Here is a 25,439-nt window from a genome sequence, read left to right on the forward strand (position 1 = left end):
GCTGCTGGGGATCGGGGATTGGCTCCAGGTGAACGGGGAGGCCATTTACGGCACCCGGCCCTGGGTCACCTATGGGGAAGGACCGACCAAGGACGCAGCCGGTAAATTCAGCGAAGCGGACGTGAAATACCAGGAAGGGGATATCCGATTCACCCGCAAAGGCGACAAGCTCTTCATCCTTTGCCTGAAGAACCCGACCCATGACCTGAAGGTGGTTTCCCTGGGCAAAAGGACGGCGCCTGGGTTGGAGGTGACCGACGTTTCCTTGCTGGGGAGCGGAGGGAAGGTGAAGTGGGAACGCCAGGACGACGGTCTGGTCCTGGGCGCCCCGGCCACTCCCGCCGACATGCCGGTCGTCTACCAAGCGACCTTGAAAGGGGCGATCTTGGGGAACCTGTCCGTGCTCCCTTCGGCCGGCGGGTTCCAGGTCCGGGCGGATCTTCAGAATTACGATGACCGACCCTTGGCGGCGGATGCCGACCTTGAGGTGGGACCGATCACGGTGAGCCGGCCCGTGACCTTGCCGGCCCTTTCCGCCGGAGAGGTTCAACTGGATGTTCCGGTGACCGAGGCGGGGCTCTATCCGGTCTCCTTGACGGTCCCGGGCCAAAGGCCCTTGACGGGACGGGGCCTCTTCCCGGTCCTGGACCTTTCGGGCGGTTGGCTCTTTAAAGAAGGGGACGATCCTTCCTGGGCCAAGCCCGACCTGGACGATTCCGCCTGGCAGAAGGTGACCTTGCCCGCCAGCTGGGAGACCCACTCCAACTACACCGCCGACAACGTCTATGGCTGGTACCGCAAGAAGGTCGTCATCCCGGCCGAATGGAAGGGGCATGACCTGAGGATCCCCCTGGGGAAGATCGACGATACCGACGCTTCCTATTGGAATGGGGTGAAGATCGGGCAGACGGGGGAGTTCCCGCCCCATTTCCAGGGTTTCTGGGACAAGCCCCGTGTTTATGATGTGCCCGCGGGGGTGGTGCGGTTCGGGCGGGAGAATGTGATCGCCATCAGGGTCTTTGATGCCTATGGCGGCGGCGGGCTCTATGATGGGCCGCTCTCGCCGGTGGAAGTGAAGTAAAGGCGATCAGCCACCGATGAAGGGGATGAACGCCGATTCCCGTCAAAAACGGTCTTGGTTCTAAGGCCATCGGGGTTTATCGATATTCATCGGTGGCAAATTGGGATCGGTCTCTGCCGTTACTTTTTACGAAAGGCCTGTCATGAAAAAGATCTTGGCGCTGTTCGTGGTCCTGCTCGGGGCGTTGGCGGTCTCGGGATGCGGGGACAAGCAATCCCAATACCCCATCAAGGTGGGTCTTTCCATGGACACCCTGCGGGGCGACCGCTGGCCGCGGGACAAGGACCTCTTCACGAAGGATTGCAATGATCTGGGCATGGGCGTCCTCGTCCAGTCCGCCAATTCGGACGATTCGCTCCAGATCACCCAGGCGGAGAACCTGCTCTCCCAGGGCATCCAGGTGCTGGTGGTGGTGGCCCACAACGACAAGAGCTGCGCCACGATCGTCGAATCGGCCCACAAGGTGGGAGTCCCGGTCGTCGCCTACGACCGCCTCATCGCCAACTGCGACCTGGACCTCTACGTCTCCTTCGACAGCGTCAAGGTCGGCGAGATCATGGCCAAGGCCCTCACCAAGATCAAACCCAAGGGGAACTACGTGCTGATGGGCGGGGCCCCGACCGACCACAACGCCATCCTGGTGCGCGAGGGCCACATGAAAGGCCTGGCGCCCTACCTCAAGAGCGGCGCCATCAAGATCGTGGGCGATCAATGGTCCAACGACTGGCTGGCGGTGAACGCCCTCAAGAACATGGAGAACATCCTGACCAAGAACAACAACAAGGTGGACGCGGTCCTGGATTCCTACGACGGCACGGCCGGGGGCACCATCCAGGCCCTGGCCGAGCAGAAGCTCGACGGGAAGGTGCTGGTCTCGGGACAGGACGCCGAATTGGCCGCCTGCCGGAGGATCCTGGCGGGGACCCAGACCATGACGGTCTATAAACCGGTGAAGCTCCTGGCCGCCAAGGCCGCCGAGATGACCCTGAAACTGGCCAAAAAGGAACCCTTGGGGACCCGAACGACCATCGATAACGGCAAGATCAAGGTGCCCAGCGTGCTGCTGGACCCCATTCCGGTGGACAAGACCAACCTGGTCTCCACCGTCATCGCCGACGGGTTCCAGAAGATGGAGGATGTTTACAAGGATGTTCCCAAGGACCAATGGCCCCAACAGTAAATAATCCCTCTCCCCAAGCGGGAGGGGGTAAGGTGAGGGGAACGACCCCCTCATCCTGACCTTCTACCCTTAAGGGGAAGGGAACGGCCGGAGACATGAAAAAACACTACTTCTTATTTTTTGCCTTGTTGGCGGCGCCGCTCTGGGCGGCCCCGAACTCCGCGACGGTGGATTTCCTCCAGAAATTGAACGGGTATTACTACTGCCTGTCCAGGGAGGGGCTCAAGGACTACCGATGCTCCTTGACCTGTTCGCTCACGCCCGAATCCGAAAAAGCCCTGAAGGCCCAAGGGATCCTGGAGCCCAGGGTCTGGGGTGCCATGAGGGATTTTCATTTCCGGGTCATGGACGCGGCCGGTAGCCCCATCTCGATCGAAGGGAGCCCGGCCGCCAAGACCGGGGATCCTTCCTTGGACGGCCAGGTGGAGAAACTGGAGCAGGCCATCCTGGAATCCCTCAGGGGTTTCTTCCAGTCCTGGAAGGGACTGGTCGTGGAGGTCCTGAACGAACCCGCCGATATCGCCCAGGGGAAGATCCGCTTCCACCGGGAGGCCAACGGTTTCAAGGTGCTCCAAGGGGACCCGGCGACGGGGGAAGTGGAAGGGACCTTCGACATGAAGGGAAAACTGTTGGAAATGTCCCTGCCGGGCGAGGACGGGGAGGTCTCCCTCAAGCCCAGGTTCACTTACACGAAAAAGGGCTATCTGTTCCAAGGGTTGACCATGACCACTCCCCAGGTCCAGCAAGCCTTCGCCCTGGCCTATGGGGTGCAGGGCCGCTATTGGTTGCCCCGGGCCATGACCGCCAGGTTGCGGTTGAAGGGCCTGGCCAACACGGACATTGAGCTGATCTTTGGGTTCACGGACTACCGGGTCGAGCCTTAGCAACTATTCCTTTTGACCGTCCCTAGAGGCCTTAAAAGGCGAAGCGGGCATTCCATTTTTCCCATAAAGATTGAAGACCGGGTCATCGGCCCAGGCATAACGAACCGCTTGGGGATGGGTCACTTGGTCACTCCAGACCATGACGGAATCCTTCTCGACCTTGCCTTGGGCGGGATGGAAGACCCCGTCCGCTCCCGCCACTTCGAAGCCCTTTAGATCGCTTCCCCTGGACTCCAATCCATTCCCGGTCTGCTTGAAGCGGACCCGGACCTTTCCGTCCTCCCATTCGGCTTTTTCAAAAAGCGGGCAAAGGCGGACGTTCTTCTTTCCATAGGCGTTCCCTAAGGCGATCTGAGCCAAGCGGAAGCCCACATCCGCCTTGTCTTTGGGGTGGATATCGTGATGTTCGCCCAGGTCCAAGAGGACCGCGATCCCATTGTGGGCCTTTTCGCCGACCCGGCGTTGGGCCTCGCGGATGTCCCCCCAATGACCGATCCCTTGCCCTTCCCCTGGGATGTAATTGGGGAGCTGGGCGATCAGGAAAGGCATTGAAGGGTCCTTCCAGGCTTTGCGCCAACCATCGACCATGGCGGCCAGGAGGCCTTGGTATTCGTCCGGATAGATGGCATTGGCTTCGCCCTGGTACCAAAGGAAACCCCGGATGGGAAAGGCGGTGAAGGGGTGGATCATTGCGTTGTAGAGGGCCGAGGGAATGTCGATGAGGGGTTGGGGATCGACCCCGAAGGAAAGATAGCTTACGGCCTCGGGCGTGAAGGGCACCTGTTTTCCCCAACCCGACTGCTTGAGGGAGGAGAACTCGATGCGATGGTGCTTCCAGGACCGGTCCACCCGGAAGGAACGGGGTGTGCGGTAATTGTCCCAGTCGGCGATGGAAGGTTGGGAAAGGAAGAGGATATAAAGGCCGGATCCGCGGGCCTCGAATTCGACGGATCGGTAGGACGAAAGGTCCTTGGGGGTCCCGTTCCTGGCCAGGCCGGTGGTCATGAAACCCCAGGCATCGTTCAGGAAAGTACCGGTCATGTGGGGCGCCCCGGATTCGATCTTCAGCTTCAATAGGGAATCTTCTTTTACGCTGGAGGCCCATTGGCCAGGGCCCAGTTGGGAGATGGCCATGGAGGCCGTGCCCGAAGCCTGAAGGGTCAGTGGTGCCTGGGCCGGGTCCTGGGGGATGAGGCGCAGGTTCCGGACCGCCAGGTCCACCGGGAAGCGGCCTTTCTGCCAGGCTTTTTTTTCGGCGGTGGTGAGGGTGTTCCATCGTTCCCAGACCTTGTGGAATGGCGATCGCCTCAAGACCTTTTCGGGCATCCAACTTTCCACATAGGAGCCGCCCCAACTGGAGGCGATCATCCCGACGGGGACTTTCAGGTCCTTGCGCAGGTCCTTCCCGAAATAATAGGAGACGGCGGAGAAGCTCTTGGCGGCCTCGGGCGAGCAGACCTTCCATTCCCCCTGGGGTTCTGCCAAGGGTTCGGGCGACATGACCAGCTTTTGCAGGAAGAGCCGCAGTTGGGGGTCCGAACAACGGGAAAGTTCGACCTTGGCATCCCGGTCCTGGTCCAGGCGGAACTGCATGTTGGATTGACCGGAACCCAACCAGACCTCGCCCACCAGGATGTCCTGGATATGCCGGGACGAGGACCCGGTGATGGTCATCTCGTAGGGCCCGCCCGCCGGTGGGACGGAGAGTTGGACCTTCCAGTGGCCGTGGCTATCGGTTTTTGTTCTAGCGGTTTTTCCCCCCAGGCTCACCTCGACCTTTTGGCCGGGATCGTCCTGGCCCCAAACCATGGCGGGTTTCCCGGCCTGGAAGACCATGTGGTCGCCGAAGAGGGAGGGAAGGCGGGTTTCTGCGTAGGTTTTTAGAACAGAAAGAAAGGCTGTACAGAATAAAAAAAATACCAGAATCCGGCGTGTTAGGCCTAAAACCCTCGCCCCTTGGGGGAGAGGGTAGGGTGAGGGGTGATTGTGACGGGATATGACCACCCTCACTTCGGTCCTCTCCCCTCAAGGGAGAGGAAGTGAAAGACATCAGGAAAAACCCTATCGTTCAAACCTCGGTCACCGTGAAGCGGACCTTGGGGACATTCCCCTGGGTCAGTTGGTAGCCGCTACCGCGTTTGGCGGCGGTCAGGGGACGCAGGACCTTGTCCCTCGGATCGCAGAAGAGTCCTTTGGCCTCGGTGGCATTGCCATAGACCTTGAGTTCGATCTTCGACCAGTCCATGTCCTGGGTGGATTGGGCGAGGGCGATGTGGGGCAGGATGGAGCCGCCTTTCACCAGGATGACGCAGGCGATCTTACCTGCCTGGATGCGGTGCCATTGACCGCCTTTGTAGGACTTGCCGGTCTGGTAGTCGATCCAGGTGCCGGGTGGGAGATAGACGTCCCGTTCCATCACTTCCTGGAAGAGGGGGGCCACCAGGATGTCCGAGCCGAACAAATACTCGTCCTCGATGAGCCAGGAGGTGGGGTCCTCAGGGAACTCGAAGAAGAGGGTGCGTAGCATGGGGAAGCCCTTGCGGGAGGAGTCCACCGCCTGGGCATAGACATAGGGCATGAGGCGGTATTTCATCTCGGCGGAGAGGCGGAACTCGTCCTCGAAGGCCTTCCCGAAGACCCAGGGCTCGCGGGGGTACATGCCGTGACAGCGGCTGTGGGAGGTCAGCAGGCCGAAGGGCGCCCAGCGGCGGTAGAGCTCGCGGGTCGGGGCGTTGACGAAACCGCCGATGTCGTGGCTCCAGAAGGAAAAACCGGAAAGGCCCAGCGACAGGCCGCCCCGGAGGGTCCCCTGCATGCCGCCGTAGGTGCACTCGGCGTCACCGCCCCAGTGGAGGGGATAGCGCTGGCTGCCGGCCCAGGCGCTTCGGGCCCAGATGATGTTCTCGCCGGTCACCTGCTGGGTGACGTCGGCGGCGGCCTTGTTGTAACGAAGGGGATAAAGGTTGTGCTCGGCGAACCCGGTCTTGCCCGAGTGATAGACGCCCTTCAAGGGCGCCGCTTCCCCGAAGTCGACCTTGATGGCGCCGACCCCCATCTTGAGGAGGCCCGCCAGGTTCTTCTGATACCACTTCACGGTGGCGGGGTTGCTGAAATCCAGCGTCGCGTCCTCGGTGGGGAGCCCGCCCAAGCCGTCGGAGACCGCCAGGCCTTTCTCCAAGATCTCGGGGAAGAGGCGGTTCTTGGGGTTGAAGTAGGACAATTGCCAGAGGCTGACCTTGAAGCCCTGTTTGGCCAGGTCCTTGATCATCTTGAGGGGGTTCTTGAAGCGGGTGGTGGAGAAGCGGTAATCGCAGCGCCAATCCTCCTCGAACCAGCCCGTGTCCAGATGGACCACATCGGAGGGGATGCGGTGTTGGCGGAGCTTCTTGGCCACGTCCCGGGCTTCCTTCTCTGATTTATAGGTGCATTTGCTCATCCAAAGCCCGAAGGACCAGAGGGGCGGCACGGGCGAGCGTCCGGTCAAGGCCGTGTATTCCGACAGGACCTCCTTGGGTTCCCCTAAGAAGACGAAAAGGTCCAGGTCCTCGTCGCCGGTGAAGAGGGTGGTGCATTCGTTATAGGAGTGACCGAAGTCCAGGGTTGTGGGGGAAGTGGTGTGGAGGAACATCCCGTAGCCCCGGCTGCTCATGAAAAAGGGCACAGGTTTGTACATGCCATCGTGTTGGACCCCATGTCCGTCGTAGCTCCAGAGCACCACCTTTTGACCCCGTTTGTTGAGACCCGTGAAGGACTCCCCACAACCGAAGATGCGCTCGTCGTGGGCGAGCGAGAAGGTGGCGGCGAAGCGGCGGGAGAATTCGGGGGTGGGCCGCATGAAACAGAAGGGGAGCGGGTCCGAATTGCGCAGGCTCCGGTTGTCCTTCAGATGGACGGTCTTGGTGAGGAGCCGTCCCTGGGCGTCGCGGATCTCCAGGGCCCAGGGGTCCTCCACCACCGCGATGGAACCGTGGGGGCCCTGGTAGAGGACGCGGCCCTTGGAACGGGAGACCTTCCAGGGGGAAGTGGGCTTGGGCTCCTTTTGGAGCATGAGGGAGGGTTCGGCTTTGCGGTGGTATTTGCGGGCGCGGAAGCGCAGGCGCAGCGTCCGGTCGCCGTAAAAGGTGATGGAGAAGGGAAAATCCTCCTTTTCGCCGCCGTATTCGGAGGGGAATTCCCAGGGTTGGGTGGGGATGAGGTTGATGCCTTCCTGGTTGAAGGCCATGCGCACCTTGTAGGCGAAGCGGGCCCATTGGACGTTCCCCTTGGCCTTGGCCGTGTCGAAGGCACCGAGCTTCTCGGGGAGGAACAGGGTGTTCTCCAGGTTCGAGAAGTCCTTGCTGATGTCCACAGGATGGTTCAAGAGGGGATAGGGATGCTGTTTCAAGAAAACCTCCAAAATGGGCCGGGAATTTGCGCGAATGATCGCGAATGAGATCAGCTGGCATTATCTAATAAGATCGTTGAATATTTAAAATTGAATTCATCAATGGCAACGGCGCTGATTTGCGGCCAGTGCTTTTAAGGTCTTCGGGAGAAACAAACGGAAAAAAGGACAACGGAAATTCCAGCCCTTCCCCGTGAAGGGTCTTATTGCATGGAAAAGCCTTTTTTTCTCCGATATCCTTTTTCAGCCGATCCAAACCCGGAGGTTCCCATGCGTCTTTCCCGTCTCGCGCTGGCCTTGGTCTTGTCGCCGCTTTTGGCCGTTATGGCCGGTTGCACCAACGGGGAGAAGCCCATCCGGGTCTCGGTCTTCACGACCGACCACGTGCTGGTCAAGATCCTGGCCGACACCATCAAAAGCATCGAGACCACCCGTCCCGACATCAAGGTCAAGGTCGAGAACATCCCCTACAACGAATACCAGGACAAGCTCACCATACTCCTGGCGGCGAACAACGCCCCGGACGTCATCAGCATCGAAGCAGGAAATTTCTCCGACCTTTACCTGCGCGACGCCTTCGAGGACCTGACGCCCTATTTCGAGCGGGACAAGATGGACCCCAAGGCCTACTACCCGACCGCCTTGAAGCGCTTCAGCCCCGGGGGGAAGATCTACGCCCTCCCTTCGGACATCGCCCCCATCGGCCTTCTTTATTACAACAAGAAGATCTTCGATGAGGCGGGAGTTCCTTACCCCACCTCGAAGCTGCAATGGCCCGAACCCTTCCTTTCCATGTGCAAGAAATTGGTCAAGAAGGACGCCGATGGGAAGCAGGTCCGCTGGGCCTACGCCGACCCTTACGGCCCGCAGGCGGACGACTTCTTCCTGAGCAACGGCGGCTATTACATGGACAGCGAGGAGAACCCGACCCGCATGGCCTTGGACGATCCCAGGGTCATGGAGGCTTACCGGTTCCGGGTGGACATGATCTACAAATGGCACGTTTCCCCCACCAACAGCGAGGTCCAGAACTACAGCTTCAACAACGGGGCCGAGGGCATGTTCATGAACGGGAAGGTCGCCATGATGTGTTCCGGGCTTTGGCATACCCCCACCTTCCTCGAGAAAGGCATCCCCTTCGACGTGGTGGAGTTCCCCAAGGGACCCGGCGGGAAACGCGGCTGGCAGTCGGGAGGAACGGGTTACGCCATCTGGAAGGGCTGCAAGGACAAGGAAAAGGCCTGGGAAGTGGTCAAGGCATTGGCGGGCGAGGAACTGGTCAGCAAGCTGGCGGCCACCGGCATGATCCAACCCGCGCTCATTCAGGTCGCCAAGTCCGACGCCTTCCTGAAGAGCCCGGGCGCGGCCAACAAGAAGATCCTCCTGGACATGCCCAAGTATTCCCACTACATGCCCTTCGTGAAGGGGTGGGCGGAGATCTGGTATGGGCAGGTGGGACCGGCCCTGGATCCCATGTGGTTGGGCAACAAGACGCCGGAAGAAGTGATCCCCCGATTGAACGCCGATCTCAATAAACGATATTTCGGGAAGAAGTGAGGCATTTGAACCACGGAGAGCACAGGGGGCCCGGGAATAGAATGTCCTTGTCCAAAACCCTTCTGCTTCTTGGCGTTTTTCTATCGATGGCGCCGGCATTTGCGGGACCAAGCATTCCCGCGCTCCAGAAGCGGATCAAGAAGGACCGGCGGGACATCCTTTTTTACCTCACCCGCATCACCGAGGCCCAAGGCCGCATGAAAGCCGACAGGGCCAGGGCGGCCAAGGCCGGGGAAGAGGGCCCGGAGGGTAAGTGGACGGCCCGCGCGGCCCAGGAAGCGGCCTCCGTCGAGAAGGACCGCGTCGCCCAGGCCAAGGCCCAAAGGGACCTGGCCGCCGCACAAGCGGAGTTGGACAGGCTTCTTTCCAAATAAAAGACGAAGATCAGTTGGTCACAGATGCATGGGATCGGGTCCGAAAAGAAAGTCCGGCCCAAGCAACGACCGTTCCTCCTTCGGATTTATCCCTGTGCATTTATCCGTTTGCGGTCCGAACATCCTTGTTTTGTTCTGGTCCATTGGGGAAACACCCTGAAAAAAGTTTAAGGCGGTCACAGTCTTTGGACGCCGTTCGTCCAAATGAAAGAACGAGTCTCGGCCTTTTTCGATAAGATGATAACATTCAAGGTAACCCCACGATCCCCGAGGGATCTTTGGGGTTTGAGGCTGCTTAGCGGCCTGTTGAAAAATTTTTGCAGCCTCTAAGGAGCCTTCATGCGCCGCATTCTGTTCTTCGTTTTTCTAACCCTTTGTTCGGCCGGCACCCTCCGGGCCGACGATATCCAGTTCTATTCCCATGGATGGGCCGACTCCTCCGGCAAGAACGGCAAGGGTGGCGTGAGCGTTGTTTGCGACGGGGACAAGCACAATTTCCTCTTCCGCCCCGATGCCGCCAAGGACAAGATCGACGCCAAGGCCGCGGCGGACCACCCGGATTGGGTCATCCAGGACTCGGACCTCACCAACGGCAATTGTTTTTCCTTCGAGTTCACCTGGGTCACGACGCCCAACGACAAGTTCTGGGGGAATAAATGGGCCGGGGGCGGCATCGCTTTCGACAACTCCTGGAACACGCACGACCTCTCGGCCGCCAAGTTCCTGGTCCTATCGGTGCGCACCAACGCGCCGGGGGTGGACTTCAACATCGGCCTGACCGGGTCCACCGACTCGGCCCAAACGGGCAACGTCAAGCTCAGCGATTTCGTCCCCGGCAAGAAGCTCACCGAGACCTGGACCAAGGCCATCATCCCCTTCGCCGCCATCCCCGGGATGTCGGGGCTGGACCTGACCAAGGTCAAGACCCTGCGCTTCGACCTGCAGGGGGACTATCCGGAGAACAAGCTGGTGTTCGTCCATTTCGACAAGGTCTATTTCACCGACAGCGCCATGGTCACCCCCGTGGAGAACCTGGGATGGATCCGGGAACCGGGCGGGGTCGAATTGATCTGGGACAAGTCCAACGACGACGGGGTCCTGAGCTACCTGGTGACGGTGGACGGGAAGGTCGTGGGGCGGGTGACCGGGGCCAAGAAACGCCGGGTCAAGCTGGTGAACGCCCTCTTCCCCGGGACCGGTCCCCACAAGGTGGGGGTGGCGGCCGACAACGGAAAACAGGCCTCCACCTATGAGGAGGTCGAGATCGGCGCGGCGACGGAAGCCACCGCCTCGGCGGCGGTCTCGGTCTCGCCGGTCCCCAGCCGCTCCATTTCCCCTTACATCTGGGGCTTCAATTACGTGGACACCGAATCCCTCCGCAAGATGGGCGGGACCTTGAACCGCTGGGGCGGGAACGCCACCACCGGTTACAACTGGAAGGATGACGCCGAGAACCATGGATCGGACTGGTTCTTTCTTAATAGCGGCGGGCCGGTGGGCATCGCCGAGAAGGACAAGAGCTACTATAAATTCTTCACGGACACCAAGGCCGCCGGGGCCGACTCCATCATCACCATCCCCATCACCGGCTGGGTCGCAAAGGTGCCGCCCCCCTCCACCGACGGGAAAAAGTTCGGTTCCTATCCGTTGTCCCTCTTCCCGACGGAAGCGCCCGGCGGGGAACCGGGATTGGGCAACGGCCAGACCGCCGACGGGAAGCTCCTTTGGGGGAACGATCCTAATTACAACTATTTACCCTCGGATCCGGCCTTCCAGGCCCAATGGGTGAAGAGCCTCATCCAGGATTTCGGGTCCTCCACCCAAGGCGGGGTGAAGATCTACCAGATGGACAACGAACCGGGGCTTTGGCGCTGGACCCACCGGGATATCCGCCCCAAGGGGGTCGGCTATGAGGAACTGGCGGACCTGAACGCCACCTACGCCCAGATGGTCAAGCAAACCGACCCCAACGCCAAGGTGATCGGCATGACCGCCTGGGGGGTGATGGAACTGGCGGGGTCCAACTGGGACTATATGCCGGGGGGCGAGAGCGGCTACCAGCTTCCCGACAGCGCCATGACGGACGCGCTCAAATGGACCGACCGCAAGGCCCATGGGAACGTGCCCCAGGTCGTCTACTTCCTGCGGGAAATGGCCAAGCGGTCCCAAAAGGCGGGGGTGCGGCTGATCGATTACATCGATTTCCACGGCTTCCCCGAGGTCTGGGGAAAGGACCAGAACGGGAAGAGCATCAAGCTCATGACCGATGACATCCCCTACGATCCGGTCGTTTGCGAGAAGCAGTTCGATGCCCTGCGCATCTTCTGGGACCCGACCTTCGAGAATCCTGACAGTTGGTGCTTCTCGGGCGGGAACAAGCCCTATCTTTGGGACCCCTTCGTGGGGATGCTTCCGAAGATGAAGAAAATCGTCGCGGAGAATTATCCGGGGACCAAGATCTCCATGACCGAGTATTACCCCAGTAGCAAGAGCTATTACCACGGCGGCTTGCTGGAGGCGGCGACCCTGGGGATCTTCATGCGGGAAGGGCTGGACCTGGCCTGCGACTGGGACGGCTCCCACGCGGGCAATTACGTCTTCCTGGCCCATGAGCTCTACAGCAACTACGACGGGAACGGGAGCAAGGTGGGGGGCAACTACCTGCCCAGCGCCAGTTCCTCCCCGGACCTCTATTCTTTCGCGGCCAAGGACGCCGCCAAGACCTACGTGGTCTTCGTGAACAAGAACCCGTCCACCGACATCGCCACCACCCTTTACCTGCCGGCGGCGGTCAGCGGTTATCACACCTATACGCTGAGCAAGACCTCCGGGAAGCGCCTCTATGATTCGGGGCTGGTCCCGGCGGCCGGGTCCACCGTGAAGCTGAATATCCCCGCCTTCTCGGCCCTCCTGGTGGTGGCCCAGTAAAAGAGAGGATCAGGGAAACTTCCCGTTCCGGTCAAAAAAAGCCCCGCCTCCCTTTTGGGAAGCGGGGCTTTTTTCCTTCAGGAAGAACCTAATAGGCTTCGATCTGGTCGATCTTGATATGTCCGGTTGCAAAAGTGGTTCCGGTCCCACCCATCGCGGCCTGGATGACGATCTGGGTGATACTGGCGGCATTTACACCCGACCAAGAAGATGCGGGACAGTCCAGGGCATTCCAAGTCCCTGGCGTGAGGTTCCCCCAGTAACCCCAATAGGTGTTGGTGCCGTCGGAGGGGGCGATCTGCCCGCCGGGATAGCCGTCCGAGATCCCCGAATCAAGCCACATGTAACAACGGATCCCTCCGCCGGTCAGGTTCAATGGGGAACCGAAGGATTGGGCGATGCCCGCGCCTTGTCCTTGGGCGGTAAAGGGAGCCGTCATATCGAAACAATAGGAGGAAGAATTCCATCCTGGGCCCGCGATGGAAAAGGTGGTTCCCGGCACGTTCCCACCCGCGGTGACCCATCCTTGCGCCGCACCGGTCTCGAAGTCCCAAGTTTGGATCGGGGTCGCGGTCGGAGTGAAGGTTGCCGTGGGGGCAGGAGCCACGTTGATGGTCACCCCATCGATATAGACGTTACCGGCGGCTCCCGGACCGACCGTGGTCAACTGAAGCCCGAATTGGGTGATCGTTGTGGAGCCGGAGGTCAAGGTCACAGCGACGTTGTACCAGGAGTTCACAGGAACGGTCGGGCCCAGACCGATCCAGTTCCCCGTCCAGGGATCCTGGGCGAAGGGTTGGACGGCGGTTGTCCAGTCCGGAAGGGTTTTCAGGGTTCCGTCGACATAGACCCACATGGAGATGACGGCATTCGTCATATTCTGGGGTGAGGCGAAAGTGACCTCGATCTGGGGGTTCTGGCTAACGGCGGACGAATTATTGATGGAGACGCCGAGTGAATGAGTGCCATCGTGAGCCTGAGTGGAAGAGAGGCCGATGGATTGAATGATGGTTGCGGCGGCATCCGCATGCCAGCAATCGATGGAACTTTCGAATGTATAAGTTGTTTGAACGCTGGCAGGGGCGCATTGAGTGGGTGTATTCGTGGCCGCTCCCGGGGTATTGGTGGGAGTGGAAGTTGGGGTAGTGGTCGGGGTGGAGGTGATCGTGGGTGTGTCCGTAATGGTGGGGGTGTCGGTCGGGCTTCCGGGTGTGCTGGTGGCCGTTGCGGTCCCTGTGTTGGTCGGAGTTGGGCTTGGTGTCCGGGTCGAGGTCTGGGTCGGAGTTCCCGTCGGTGTGGAGGTATTGACGGGGGTCGGCGTGATGGTGGGTGAAAAGGTGTTGGTCGCGGAGGGGACCGGTGTGAAGGTCGAGGGGAAGGTCGGAGTGGCGACCGTCCGGCAGCCGGGAAGGATGGCGAAGGTCCAAAGGCTTCCGAGGACCAGGGCGATGATGGCTGTACGGATTCGGGTCATGACTTCCTCCGAGGATTTTTTGGGGCACGATGAGTCTTGTTCGAATTATATCCCGCTCCTTGTGGGATTGGGTAAGGCCAAACCAATCGATCCGTGAGAAAACGTCATCCCGACTACGTCCTGAAAATGACGGGGACCCGTTTAACGCTATATTGCGAGTGGAAATCGAAGGGACCCATTAAACAAGGTTAAACAAGCCCGCTGTTTGTTTCTTCGGAAAATAATTTTTGCGCCATAAGGTTTCGGTTAAAATGCACGGGCCTCCAACAACATAAAAGCCCATCGAAGGGAAGGCATGATCCTCCGCCTGAACGCTCTCTTGCTGTCCCCTGTCCTTACCCTTCTCTTTTTGGCCGGATGCGGTGGGGTTTTGGTGAACGAAGGGGCCAAGAACGAACCCCTGACGGACGGTCTTCGTGATCCGGCCGCCCTGGCCGCCAAGGTCGACGTTCCCGCCGATCAAAAGGTCATCGGGAATTTCGAGGACGGCTCGACCAACATGAACCCCAAGCTCTTCGGGTCCGGGTCGGGGACCTGGTCCGCCTTCGGGACCGGGGGCAACACCATCGGTAATTCCTGGATCGTGGAGGGTGGCGCCAATGGGACGGGACACGCGGTCCACATCTTCGGCACCCTCGTGAACAAAGGGGACAACAGCTACCCGGCCTTCATGCTCCAAGGGGCCTTGAAGAGCGGCGGTCGCCTGGATGCCCGTATGTTCCAAGGCATCCGTTTCTATTACAAATGTCCCGCGACCGACCAAGCCACTACTCGCCGATTCAACATGCCCATTCCGGCCACCCTGCCGGCCTCCAATGGTGGGACCTGTACCGACGGTTGTTACAACCACTTCGGGGCGGACCTGTCGGTGACGGGCGATTGGACCCGCAAGTCCTTCGACTTCACCGACCTCAAGCGCCAGGCCGGTTGGGGATCGCCGATCACCCCGCCGGACCTGGTCGACCATTTAAAGGAACTGACCAATTTGGAGTGGAGCCACAATTCCGGCAATAGCGCCGGGACCTATGCCATCGACTACTGGGTGGATGAGGTAGAATTTTTCTGAAGCGGAACAGCTAAAACGTTTTTGGTTAATAAATTCGCCGTCCGACCGTAACACGGGAGAAACGTTTGCGATCCTTGTTCAAAACCATTTCCGTCGTCTTGGGCCTGGCCTTGTTCCTGGCTCCGGTCTCTTTGTTCGCCGACCCGAACGACAATGTGACCCCGGACCAAACCCTCTATAAAAGAGTGAAGGCATTGGAGGCCTATGGCCTTTTGGATCCGCAGGACCAAAAGGTCCTCGACGAAGGCCGTGTCACCACTCGTCTCGAGCTTGCCTTCTATACCGAGAAGGCCAAGGCGCGGTTGGAGACCCCCCAGTTCAATCCCATCGTCCCCACGGCGACCTTCACGCCGGTGCCGGTGATCCAGGCCCCTGCTCCCGCTGTTCCGCCCCCGGCGGAAGAGATGCCGCCTGCTTTTGAACCTGCCGCGCCACCTCCGACGGCACCCGTTGCTCCGGCCGCTCCTGCCGCGGCGCCCGCACCCACGGTGGACCGGAGTGCCGTTCAAAAAGAGATCGACCAACTCCTTCAGGAACTACACCAGGAATCCCAGGTCCTACGTACCCATGTGGGGCTTGACGACTACCGTCTTCGCCAGCAACAGGAACAGTTGGACAAGCTGAAAGAGATCCAGGACGAAGTGGACTCGGTCTTCAAGAAGTCCAACAAGTCCGGTGGGGTGCCCCACTTCACTTCCATCGCCAGTGTGCGGGTGGAGAACGTCCATGTCTCAGGATTGACCCAGGTCAGCGCGACCGCCATTAAACATGAGGCGAATCTGGGGGTTTGGACCGACCTGGGCGGCAAGGGTTCGCTCAGCCTGGGATTGGGGACTTACGTCTATTCGTCGGCGTCCGATACGCCTTCCCAACCCGCTTCCATTTACCTCTTCAGCCCCAAATTGACCTTCGGATTGGACGGCAAGATGGGCCACTGGGACACCACCGTGGCGGTGGAGACCTATACGGCGGACACCGACCTGGGGGATTTCACACGCGGCAATCCCCTCGGCATGACTCGTTATGAAGACCCCTTCGACATCAAGAAGTATTCCACCGACAAGAACATGAAGAACTGGGATGACTACATGACGAACATCGGTTACGTCCCCAGTACCACCAGCTTCGTTTCCCAATCCAATACGGGCATCGTCTTTGACGGGATCTACATGATCGGGAGCAACCTGCCCTTGGTCAGTCATGACGCCAAGATGACCTTGCTGGCGGGCCGTATGGGACGGGGCACCTCGGTGCCGGAAGAGCATCGTTGGGAAGAGGGGATCAAATACAGCCAACCCTGGCTGAATGGGTTCCTCCAGACGTCCCTTTCGGCCGAATGGATCAACGAGATCTACGGGGTCACCCCCCCGGGAACGCCCGCCTTGGATCTCCAGAATTACGGGGCGGATTTTGCTTTTGACTTGAAGCCCTTCTTCCTGCAGGTCAAAGGCGGGTTCAGCCATTGGTTCACGGGGATCGATACCACCACGGTCAACCCGGTTCCCCTGGAAGCGGGCGCTGGCCAGGCATCGCTTTCTTATTATCCTTTCACCGCCTATTACAGCGCGATCAGTGACACCTACGCAGGGATCCAAAGCAGTGTTTACCTGGCGGGTTTCAATCAGAGCCGGTTCGGATATGCGAACGCCGATTTCAACTACGGTTGGATCGGTATGGTGGACAACCTGATCAGCGATCGCTATGGATGGCGGGCCAACCTAGGTTGGAAGGGGCGCCAACAGGATTGGATGCATGATTGGCCTTCCATCCTGGATGATTTCATCATCAATTTCGACGTGGCCAAGATGAACGAATACCGGATGATCCCCGATGAACTGGGCCATAACGCCATTGAGACCTATAACCTCGTGACGGTCCTTTATCCCGACGACACGGGCATGTGGGGAAGCAATATATGGGGTGGTTACGGCGGGGCCCATCCCCTGGGGACCGCCTATGTCAACAACATCACCGATATCCGCAACGATGGCAACACCATGGGTTCGGGCAATACTTTCGACTTCATTACCTTTGGCAATGGTTACAGCAGCCGCGTTCCTTTCATCCTCCCCATCGGGGGCGAACCCGTTCAGGACATCAATGGGCATCCGGTCACGACCGGGGCGGGCACCAATACCTATATCAACCTGGACCACTTGAAGACCTTCAACTACATCACCGGGACCCTCAAGGTCCAGTTCAACAAGATGCTGGGCCTGCAGCAACCTTTCTACGGCGGCTTCTTCTTCACGGACCACCAGGTTTCAGGGATCACCACCAACCCGGCCCTGGTGAACATGCCGGATCCCAATCGGCCCGGCCAGACGCTGGCGACCATCCCCAATATGTTCGACCAGATGGCCTTCGATGGGGCCATTCTTTACCAGGCCGCCAAGAACCTGAACCTCCTGGCCGACTACGGTTGGGAGACCTGGACCTCCCAATATTCCTATCCGCCGGTCAATTGGAGGGTGGATGCCCTGGGCGCTGGATTGGCCTATGACCTGCCTTGGGGTGGCGGCAAGTTCGAACTGCGTTACAAACATTTGAACAACCGGGATTACGCCGTGGCGGCCAATTGTTTCCAGGCCGACCAGGTCTATTCGTACTTCCTCTTCCAGTTCTAATGAAGGAAGGGTGAAAAGGGTGAAAGTGGAAAAGATGAAGAAGGGACAACCGAAAGCAGGGATCGTTCTGGGGCTCCTGATCGCCCTGGCCGGCCCCGCCTTGGCCGCGCATGGACCCATGACCACCCAAACCCGTGATGTGTGGGTCGACCGCGCCCTAAGCGACTTGGTCGCCGCTGGTTGGGCCGCCGAGCCCGCCAAACCCTTGTCGGAACTGACCAACCTGGAAGTGGCCCAGCTGACCAAGGAAGCGGGCGAGACCTGGATGGCCCAGGCGCCTTTGGCGGTCCCCGATAGCGGACAGGCCGCGGCCGGGAAAAGCCTGGAGGCCTTGGTCAAGGAGTTCAAGAAGGAACTGGCGGTCATGGACCTGAAAGTGCGCAAACTGGAGGATCGGCTGGAAGCCCAAAAGCATCTGCTCGATAAGTTCGCCAAGTTCCAGATGGATGAACTGAAACGGACCGGGACCGACCTGTCGGGGAGCTCCCGTGGTTGGCTCAACGCCTACCGGGGTTTCGGCCCCAATGCCGCTTATTCCCCCATGGACTACAACGGCATCATGACCGGGGATGTGGTCCTCAAGAGCGTTCCGGTGCCCTTTGTGCTTTTCACCGCGGACCTGCGCATGACCCGGACCATCGGCCTCTATTACGCCGATCCGGTCACGCCCCAAATCGACCTGCGCTGGTTGTCCCTGACCAACACCAACGAGATCTGTAACCTGACGGCGGGCGATTTCCTGAGGCATTACACCCACCTGACCCTCTGGAATTCGGAGATCCCGGTCTTCACCTTCACCGAGCCTACCTCCTATTACCGTGTCCGCAAGGACATCGAGAATTTGGATTACTTGGACCAAGGCCCCGATTGGCGCTTGCGGGGGTTTGAGCTGGCCACGGACCAGAAGGTGGACAAGGACCCCATCTTTTCCTCGTTCCACGCCCAGGCCATGGCAGGGGAATTGACCTCGGCGGGGACCTTCAGCTTTGCCAGTGAATATGCCGGAAGCCAGGCTTCGATCCGGTTCCTGGATGAGAACGTGGAAGTGAAGGGGGCGGGATTGCTCCTCTTCAACGACCCGGATACGGCCAATGTCCCTTACATCCCGTCCATCACCACGACCTTCGCCCATTCCTACCAGATCGGAAGTCTTTCGGCGTCGGTCACACTGCCGATCGATCAGGACCTGGATGTGAAGGGGGATGTGGAATACGCGGGAAGCCGTTACCAGGACGATTCGAACAACTCCCAGAGCGTGGTCCAGGATTGGGCCCTGCTCGCCAACGGTTCCTTCGACGCCTTCGGTGCCCACCTCATCCTCAAATACCTGAACAACGGTCCTTATTTTTATTCACCCGGGGCGCAGACGAACCGGTTCGATCCTTCCGGGGCCGGGGGGACCCATCTCCTGGATGACGGAGCCAACGGTTATTTGGACAACTATGTTTTCCGGGCGGTCGGGCGACCTTCCTTCTCCCCCTACGACCGGACCGTGGAGAACATGCTTCCTTACGGGGATTCCACGCCCAACCGGCAAGGTTTCATCCTGGGTTTTTCCGGTGACCTGGGGAAAGATGGTTGGTTGAAGCCTAGGGCCTCGTGCGCCTTGAACTTGCAGGAGGTCCAGCCCAACTATGTGTTGGACGCCAGCGGGACTTCTTTCCTGACGGTCGATACCAATGCCCCTACGACCCAGGTTCGCAAGTTCGGCGGTTTCGAGGGTGCCCTGATCCTGGACCTGGCCAAGGCCTTGGACAACCCGCTCAAGACCCTTTCGGTCTCGGGGGACTTCAAGCATGAGACCACCGACCTGGGCAACGGTGGTTCGCTATTCCAGACGGACACGCTCATCCTGGCCCTGGATGCGGGACCTTTCCCGGATGTGCCCCTCTTCGAGGGTCTCGTGCTCTCCGGTGCCTTCGAGCAGTCCAGATCCCAGGGCAGTGAGTATGTCCTGGGCGGCGGGACCTCGACCTTCGCCCAATACGCCTCCTATTTCGATACCGGGATGCTCGGCCAATATGTCCTTTCGCCGCTCAACCTGACCCGTACCTCCTGGTCCATCGGTGTCCAATGCCCCATCAGCCGTTCCATCGAGGTCCACGGCGATTTTTTCACTAACCAATACACCTGGCCCGATATCGCGGGTTATGACCGCCGAGAGAACATCTGGAGGTTGACCTATGTGGTCTCGTTCTAAGGTCCTTCTCCTGTTCCTGCTCCCGGCCCTGGGGTTCGCCCAGCAGCGGCCCGGCCTTTTCTCGACCCTCCCGGCCGGGGACCTGGCCTATGGTGAGCTGACCCAGATGGCCCAGGCGGGCCTTTTGGATCAAAAGGACCTGGCGCCGGTCCTGACCCGCTATGACGTGGCCCTTCTGATCGAAAAGGCGGAAGGGAAGCGGCAGGAGTGGGTCGTGGCGCAGGCCGACGAGATCCCGCCTCCCCCCCCGTCCGATAGTGAACCAACGGCTGCTCCGGCCCCATCGGCCGCGCCTGCCGCTTCGAGCGTGCCCGCTCCAGTGGCGCCGTCCGCCGCGCCCGCAGCCGCCCCGGCCAACGACAACATGGAATTACCGTCCCCCGGCGACGTTATCACCCTGGACTCGGCCGCCCAGGTCAATGCGCCAACGACCGTGAGCGGCGCCCAGGAAGAGGCCGCCCGGGCGGAGGCCATCAAGAACCTCAACAGTCTCGAAGAGGCTTACCAATATGAGCTGAAGTACGTGAAGGACAAGGTGGATGCCCTCCAATCCAAGGTCGATGACGTGGATTCCCAGCTTTATGACCTGCGCAAGCGCCTGAAGGGGATCGAGCAATATCCCACCATCGCCGTCCATGGGGTCGGCAGGGCATTCGGGATCTATCAGGAGCTCGATGGGACCGGTTCCGTGAAGGGTGTCCGCTTCACCCAAGGCTATCTGGACCTGCAGCCGATCGGGACGATCTCCAAGGAGGTACGCTGGAACATGATCCTGCGGTTGGGGTCCACCTTCCAACCGGATGACACACCGGTTTTGGGTCTACGGCGCATCACCATGGACTTCAATCCGCCCTGGTTCTCCGCCCAAGTGGGGGACTTCGACCAGTCCTATACACCGCTCACCCTTTGGAACCGGAACAACCTCGACCTGCGCTATATGCCGGAAATGATCGCCCGCTTCGATGCGGATTCGAAATATGAGAGCCTTCTCGATCACGAGCCCGACCTTCCCTTGCGGGGATTGCGTGTCGGGACCGACGTCATCTGGCCGGACAAGCCGGTGATCCGGGAACTGCAAGGCCAGGTCTTCGCCCACATGATCCGGAACGGGTTCAATGACAATGGGGGCTGGTACCTGGGTCCCAACATCTTCACCGACTGGGTCTTCGGGGCCCGGACCAAGGTCAAGTCCCAGACCTGGTATTGGGCCGGGATGTCCTTCCAAACGAACCTGGAGGGCTATGGCCTCTTCTATGACCAGCCCTTGGACACCCAGCCGACCGGATCGCCTTATGATCCCTACAACCCCACCACCTGGGCCCGCCAATACCTGGTGGGGAGTTTAAGACCCGAACTACGGATCGGCCTTGGGAACGATCTTTATGTGGGCGGTCTCTTCGAATATGCCCATGCCCATTACCAGGCGGACAAACGCCAGAGCGAACGGGTCTTCAATGACTTCGCGCTCCTAGGCGGCCCCTACTTCCAGTTCGGGGATTCCCGGATCACCCTGAACTATCTCAATGTGGGTCCCTACTTCTATTCGCCGCTGGCCCAGACCCGGCAGGACAATCTGGACCCGAACAATCCTTCGGGGATCCCCCACTCGCCGGAGCTTTTCGACCCGGCCCTGCGTTACCAGTATTTCCTCACCCAGCTTCCCTCGGGTGGGTCCCTCTATGGTTATTACGACCGCACCCGGGACAATACCTTCCCCTACGGTTTGGGGACCCCGAACCGGCAGGGCTTCGGCGGGGAATTGGACATCGAAACACTTGAAAAGAAGACCCTCAAAGTGAAGGGGGCGGTTTACGTCGTCCAGGAGATCGGTGGTAATCTTGTGGTGAACAGCGGAGGGTCGGGTTTCATCCCGGTGGACAGCCCCGGGGGGACCAACCTGCTCCCGATCCGCGATTTCGTTTACGTGAACCTGGGGCCTTCCTACAACCTGGGACCGGCCATGGGTTGGGGCGGCGACTTTGAGATCGGGACCAACGTCCGGGTGGAGAACACCAGCAGCGTCCTCGGGAACCTGACCAGCACCTGGATCCTGGGAGGGGTGAGGGCGGAACTTTTACCCGTGCTCCAGGTCTCGGTAGCCTATGGTTGGCAGGGCGCGCAGGGGACCGAAGCGGGTTATCAGGGGGAACTCTTGGCCAGCTATCCTTATCTTTACGACAACAGCGCGCTGGGGCTCTATAGCCCGGTCACCATCGACGCGAGCAATCAGACCCTGCGGTTCTCCACGGCCTTCAAGGTCAACAAGAACTCCACCATCTTCTTCGACTACGACTGGACGGAAGGGGACCTGGTGCTGGGGAACCCGAACCAAACCACTATGAGCAACCATTTCGGGGAGGTCAGCTATGAGATCCACTTCTAAATTCTTTCTCCCGGCCTTGGGAGCCCTTGCTGTCCTGGGTTGGGTGGGTTGCAACACGGTCTATCCGACCAACTACCTTTCTACCGGTGGGCCTTCGGCCGCGACGGCCATTGATTTCGAGTCCGGGACCGGGGTCAATCCCACCTTGGCGGAGGCCAACCGGCCGGGGAACCAGGTCATCCTTCCCGGGGCCGCCATGGTCATCAATCCGACCTCGGGTTACGGGACCGGGTCCGGTGCACTGGCGAGCCCGGGAGCCAATGGGACCGGTTTCTGCTACCACGTTTCCGGCGCGGTCACCGATACGGGTAACGCGACCTATCCCTCCCTTCAACTCCAGATCCCCTTGGAAAAATCCCCGTCCGTGACGGCTTACTCCGATGCCCAGCTTTTCACGGGAGTAAAGTTCTACCTCAAGGTCATGGGGACGGACAACGCGGGGAAACGGGTCTTCTCCATCCCGGTGGCCCAGACCGAGCCACCTTCCGCGGGGGGTGATTGCAACCTGAGCGCGCCTTCCAACGCCTGTTACAACGACTTCGTCGTGAACTACGCCTCCACCGGCGGGGTATGGCAATCGACCACGGCTCCTTTCGCCACCTTTACGCGGGGAGCCTATGGGGCGGCCATTTCGCCCACCACCCTTTCGGGCCTGAACCTCCAGCAGATCCTTTACTTGGACTGGGCCGAAAGCAACAACAATGTGCCGGGCAACCTCACCATCGATTTTTACGTGGATGAAGTGCAGTTCTATTGAGAAGGTGGAGGGTCGGATGAAAAAGACATTTTTGGTCGTGATCTTGGCCTTGGGGATCCTGATCCCCTTGGCGGCATCGCAGGTCGGATGCAAGGGTGGATATCCTCCTTTGAATGTCATGGTGGTCACCGCCACGCCGACCCAGACCCCGCCTTACAGCACGTGCTCGAATATTTCGACCCCTACCTTGATCGACGATATGGAGGACAACAACAACGGTATCTTGGCAAATAAATGCCGGACGGGGTATTGGTACAACTACCACGATACGGCCCCTGGTGGAGTTCAACTCGTGGGAGGATCTGCTGGTTCATTTGTGATGGCGAGTCCAGGTGTTGGATACAATGGCACCGGAACAAGCCTTCATTGTGTTGAAGTATCAACTAACTCTGGTTTTGTCACCTATGGGGCTGGCTTTGGTTTCTCATTCCTGACACCCCAAGGAAATTACAATGCCTCCAATTATTCCGGGATCCAGTTCTACGCGAAAAGCACCGTGGGAGCCCCGACGGTCGCTTTCGCCATTACGGATAACGATGTGGTCGTCAGCAATTACGCGATCGGTCCTCATACGCTGAATTTTACTTTTTCCAGCTCTTGGAACTTCTATCAAATAAGTTGGACCCAAATGATTGCTTCGGGTAATTCATATGGGGGGCCTACAGTTTTCGATCCTTCTCGTATCCAGCAGGTACAGTGGTCTGTCGGTCCTGGTTTGGCGTCGGACGTGTGGGTCGACAACGTCAGTTTCTATTGATCCGTCCTTCCAGTAAAAAAGGCGCCGGGATTCCGGCGCCTTTTTTTGTTCCACCCGAATGAGCCGCTTAAAGACGGTAATGAAAATATTTATTAAGTCGAAACTCTCCGAAACTTTCTAGGATTTGTTTAAACGGGGAATCGTGGATATATAAAGGTTCCCGGATGCTTTCCGTTCGATCGAGGCTTTTCACTGAGGTTTCCCGCAAAACCTCGGGCCCGCATTTTTTACTTTTCCATCCACCTGCTATAGACTTCCAACAAGAATTCAAGACCTTCAACGCCATCATTACGCCCATTCATTGAACCGGTTCCATTTGTCGATGGCGCCCAAAATCGAGCCAGGGAAGCGCTTACTTGTTGAGATCCATAACTACATTAAAACGTTTCAATCATTTCTTTAGGGTTTTGAACCCTTTTGCCTTGTCGTTCTTTTTTGTTTTTTTCCTGACGTTTTTTGTCCATCCATCATCTGTTCGAGCCCAATGTTCAGTCTCCTCCGCTCAGATCTGCATCGGGGCTGACGACGTCGGCACGGTCTGGATCAACGGCAACCAGATCGCCGGGACCCCGGTGACCGATGTGGCCCAGGGCCAACCCATCCCTTGTTTCACGGTCCCCGCCGCCTACCTGGTCGCCGGCACCAATACGATCGCGGTTCAGTCCTACAACACGGCCTGCTGTTACAACTGGGCGACCTGGGCCTTGACGATGAACATGAGCAATGGGTCCAAAGAATACGTCACCAGCAACAGCGGAAACGTCAAGCTCTACAACAGTCCGAACAGTCCCTTCAACCCGCCCCCCAACGATTCGGGATCGGTCACCTGGTGGAATTCATCCTACAACCAGGGAAGCGTGGGCGGCTGGGTCAACCCGACCCCGATCTATTACACGCCCGCCTATTACTTGGCCAACGCCTTCGATCCCGTCACCGGCCTGCCCCTGCCGCCCCTGGGGGCCGACCTGGACGGAGGGAACGGGACCAGCACTTCGGGTACCTTCAATGGCCAGGCGCCCGGCGCGTCCGTCTATTACCGGCAGACCTTCACGCTGACCACCACCTGCCCCACCGCCTCCCCCACGCCGAACATCAACATCACCAAGTCCATCCTGGGAGCCACCTCGGGCGTGACCGCGGGGCAGGCCGTGACCTTCGTGGTGAACATCTGCAACACGGGGGGGCCGACCTCGGGTCCGGCGACCTTTGTGGATACGCTCACTTCCGGTTCAGGGTTCGGGACGGATGCCCCCTATCCGGGCCATTGCTATACCGATCTTTGGACCGGAACGGCCCAATGCGGGGGATCCGGTTCCACCACCCAATATGGACCCATCTTTTCCGGTGGGACGCCCCTGACCTGGGTCTATCCTTCCGGTTTTCCCGGTTATGGATTTTGCACGGCGGTGAGCATCATGGCGGTCAGTTATTACATCGGCACCGACCCGGCCCAATGCCTGAGCACCAACGTGGCCCGGGGCATTTGGGGATCCGGTGCGGTCACTTCGAACTCGGTCAATTTCACCAACGCCAATTGCACGACCCCGCCACCGACCAATACCCCGACCTATACCGCCACCCGGACCAATACGCCCACGCTGACCCCGACCAATACCAATACCGTTACTTCGACCCCAACGAGGACCAATACCATGACGTCCACCTTCACCAATACCTTTACTCCGACCCCGACCAACACCCCTACTCCCACACCTACCCGGACCAATACCCCCACTCTCACGCCGACCAACACCTTCACCGCGACCCCGACCAACACCTGGACACCC

At 59.5% G+C, this 25,439-nt stretch carries 16 protein-coding genes; 13 read left to right on the forward strand and 3 right to left on the reverse strand.

Annotation, left to right across the window (positions count from 1 at the left end):
- The 3 genes from VHE12_11875 to VHE12_11885 form a co-directional block, all read left to right on the forward strand.
- A partial coding sequence (locus tag VHE12_11875; GenBank protein ID HVZ81476.1) for a hypothetical protein occupies positions 1-1,081 on the forward strand: 1,081 nt, incomplete at its 5' end.
- 142 nt (positions 1,082-1,223) lie between these two features.
- Positions 1,224-2,261 (forward strand): D-xylose ABC transporter substrate-binding protein, encoded by a 1,038-nt coding sequence (xylF, locus tag VHE12_11880; GenBank protein HVZ81477.1) that lies wholly within the window; start codon positions 1,224-1,226, stop codon positions 2,259-2,261.
- A 95-nt stretch (positions 2,262-2,356) separates the two neighbouring features.
- Complete coding sequence (locus tag VHE12_11885; GenBank protein ID HVZ81478.1) at positions 2,357-3,145, forward strand: hypothetical protein; 789 nt, start codon at positions 2,357-2,359, stop codon at positions 3,143-3,145.
- A gap of 3 nt (positions 3,146-3,148) precedes the next feature.
- On the opposite strand, the gene VHE12_11890 is transcribed toward VHE12_11885, so the two are convergent.
- Positions 3,149-4,981 (reverse strand): sialate O-acetylesterase, encoded by a 1,833-nt coding sequence (locus tag VHE12_11890; GenBank protein HVZ81479.1) that lies wholly within the window; start codon positions 4,979-4,981, stop codon positions 3,149-3,151.
- Positions 4,982-5,213: 232 nt separating this feature from the next.
- Positions 5,214-7,529, reverse strand: a complete 2,316-nt coding sequence (locus tag VHE12_11895) for an alpha-xylosidase (GenBank protein HVZ81480.1) — start codon at positions 7,527-7,529, stop codon at positions 5,214-5,216.
- Positions 7,530-7,799: 270 nt separating this feature from the next.
- Between VHE12_11895 and VHE12_11900 the strand changes: the two genes are divergently transcribed.
- The 3 genes from VHE12_11900 to VHE12_11910 all read left to right on the forward strand — a co-directional run bounded on the left by VHE12_11900 (position 7,800) and on the right by VHE12_11910 (position 12,388).
- On the forward strand, positions 7,800-9,086 hold the full coding sequence (locus VHE12_11900) for a sugar ABC transporter substrate-binding protein (GenBank protein ID HVZ81481.1): 1,287 nt from the start codon (positions 7,800-7,802) through the stop codon (positions 9,084-9,086).
- A 41-nt stretch (positions 9,087-9,127) separates the two neighbouring features.
- On the forward strand, positions 9,128-9,460 hold the full coding sequence (locus VHE12_11905; protein ID HVZ81482.1) for a hypothetical protein: 333 nt from the start codon (positions 9,128-9,130) through the stop codon (positions 9,458-9,460).
- Between the two features lie 339 nt (positions 9,461-9,799).
- Entirely contained in the window at positions 9,800-12,388 is a 2,589-nt protein-coding gene (locus VHE12_11910) for a glycoside hydrolase family 44 protein (GenBank protein ID HVZ81483.1), read from the forward strand.
- An 88-nt stretch (positions 12,389-12,476) separates the two neighbouring features.
- Here the strand turns inward: VHE12_11910 and VHE12_11915 are convergent, their stop codons facing one another.
- Positions 12,477-13,862 (reverse strand): hypothetical protein, encoded by a 1,386-nt coding sequence (locus VHE12_11915; protein HVZ81484.1) that lies wholly within the window; start codon positions 13,860-13,862, stop codon positions 12,477-12,479.
- A 295-nt stretch (positions 13,863-14,157) separates the two neighbouring features.
- Here VHE12_11915 and VHE12_11920 point away from each other — a divergent pair, with 295 nt between their 5' ends.
- The 7 genes from VHE12_11920 to VHE12_11950 all read left to right on the forward strand — a co-directional run.
- Positions 14,158-14,928, forward strand: a complete 771-nt coding sequence (locus VHE12_11920; protein HVZ81485.1) for a hypothetical protein — start codon at positions 14,158-14,160, stop codon at positions 14,926-14,928.
- Positions 14,929-15,002: 74 nt separating this feature from the next.
- Positions 15,003-17,555: a hypothetical protein gene (locus VHE12_11925; protein HVZ81486.1), complete on the forward strand. Its 2,553-nt coding sequence runs from the start codon at positions 15,003-15,005 to the stop codon at positions 17,553-17,555.
- A 10-nt stretch (positions 17,556-17,565) separates the two neighbouring features.
- A complete protein-coding gene (locus VHE12_11930; protein HVZ81487.1) occupies positions 17,566-19,755 on the forward strand; it encodes a hypothetical protein in 2,190 nt (729 codons plus the stop codon).
- Entirely contained in the window at positions 19,739-22,138 is a 2,400-nt protein-coding gene (locus VHE12_11935) for a hypothetical protein (protein ID HVZ81488.1), read from the forward strand. The genes VHE12_11930 and VHE12_11935 overlap by 17 nt, the downstream gene beginning before the upstream one ends.
- Positions 22,122-22,895 carry a hypothetical protein gene (locus tag VHE12_11940; protein ID HVZ81489.1) on the forward strand — a complete coding sequence of 258 codons (774 nt, stop codon included), beginning with the start codon at positions 22,122-22,124 and terminating at the stop codon, positions 22,893-22,895. The genes VHE12_11935 and VHE12_11940 overlap by 17 nt, the downstream gene beginning before the upstream one ends.
- A gap of 16 nt (positions 22,896-22,911) precedes the next feature.
- The gene (locus tag VHE12_11945) at positions 22,912-23,652 is read left to right on the forward strand and encodes a carbohydrate binding domain-containing protein (GenBank protein ID HVZ81490.1); all 741 of its coding nucleotides are present in this window, start codon (positions 22,912-22,914) and stop codon (positions 23,650-23,652) included.
- Between the two features lie 422 nt (positions 23,653-24,074).
- The coding region (locus tag VHE12_11950) for a hypothetical protein (GenBank protein HVZ81491.1) at positions 24,075-25,439 on the forward strand (1,365 nt) is incomplete at its 3' end.

Source organism: bacterium, assembly GCA_035549195.1.
In the GTDB taxonomy this organism is placed as follows: Bacteria; Oederibacteriota; Muellerivitia; order Muellerivitales; family Muellerivitaceae; genus DASZRK01.

Coding starts and splice junctions, on each gene's coding strand:
- xylF (HVZ81477.1), top strand. CDS start 1,224: ATGAAAAAGATCTTGGCGCTGTTCGTGGTCCTGCTCGGGGCGTTGGCG.
- VHE12_11885 (HVZ81478.1), top strand. CDS start 2,357: ATGAAAAAACACTACTTCTTATTTTTTGCCTTGTTGGCGGCGCCGCTC.
- VHE12_11890 (HVZ81479.1), bottom strand. CDS start 4,981: ATGGTCTTCCAGGCCGGGAAACCCGCCATGGTTTGGGGCCAGGACGAT.
- VHE12_11900 (HVZ81481.1), top strand. CDS start 7,800: ATGCGTCTTTCCCGTCTCGCGCTGGCCTTGGTCTTGTCGCCGCTTTTG.
- VHE12_11905 (HVZ81482.1), top strand. CDS start 9,128: ATGTCCTTGTCCAAAACCCTTCTGCTTCTTGGCGTTTTTCTATCGATG.
- VHE12_11910 (HVZ81483.1), top strand. CDS start 9,800: ATGCGCCGCATTCTGTTCTTCGTTTTTCTAACCCTTTGTTCGGCCGGC.
- VHE12_11915 (HVZ81484.1), bottom strand. CDS start 13,862: ATGACCCGAATCCGTACAGCCATCATCGCCCTGGTCCTCGGAAGCCTT.
- VHE12_11920 (HVZ81485.1), top strand. CDS start 14,158: ATGATCCTCCGCCTGAACGCTCTCTTGCTGTCCCCTGTCCTTACCCTT.
- VHE12_11935 (HVZ81488.1), top strand. CDS start 19,739: ATGTGGTCTCGTTCTAAGGTCCTTCTCCTGTTCCTGCTCCCGGCCCTG.
- VHE12_11940 (HVZ81489.1), top strand. CDS start 22,122: ATGAGATCCACTTCTAAATTCTTTCTCCCGGCCTTGGGAGCCCTTGCT.
- VHE12_11945 (HVZ81490.1), top strand. CDS start 22,912: ATGAAAAAGACATTTTTGGTCGTGATCTTGGCCTTGGGGATCCTGATC.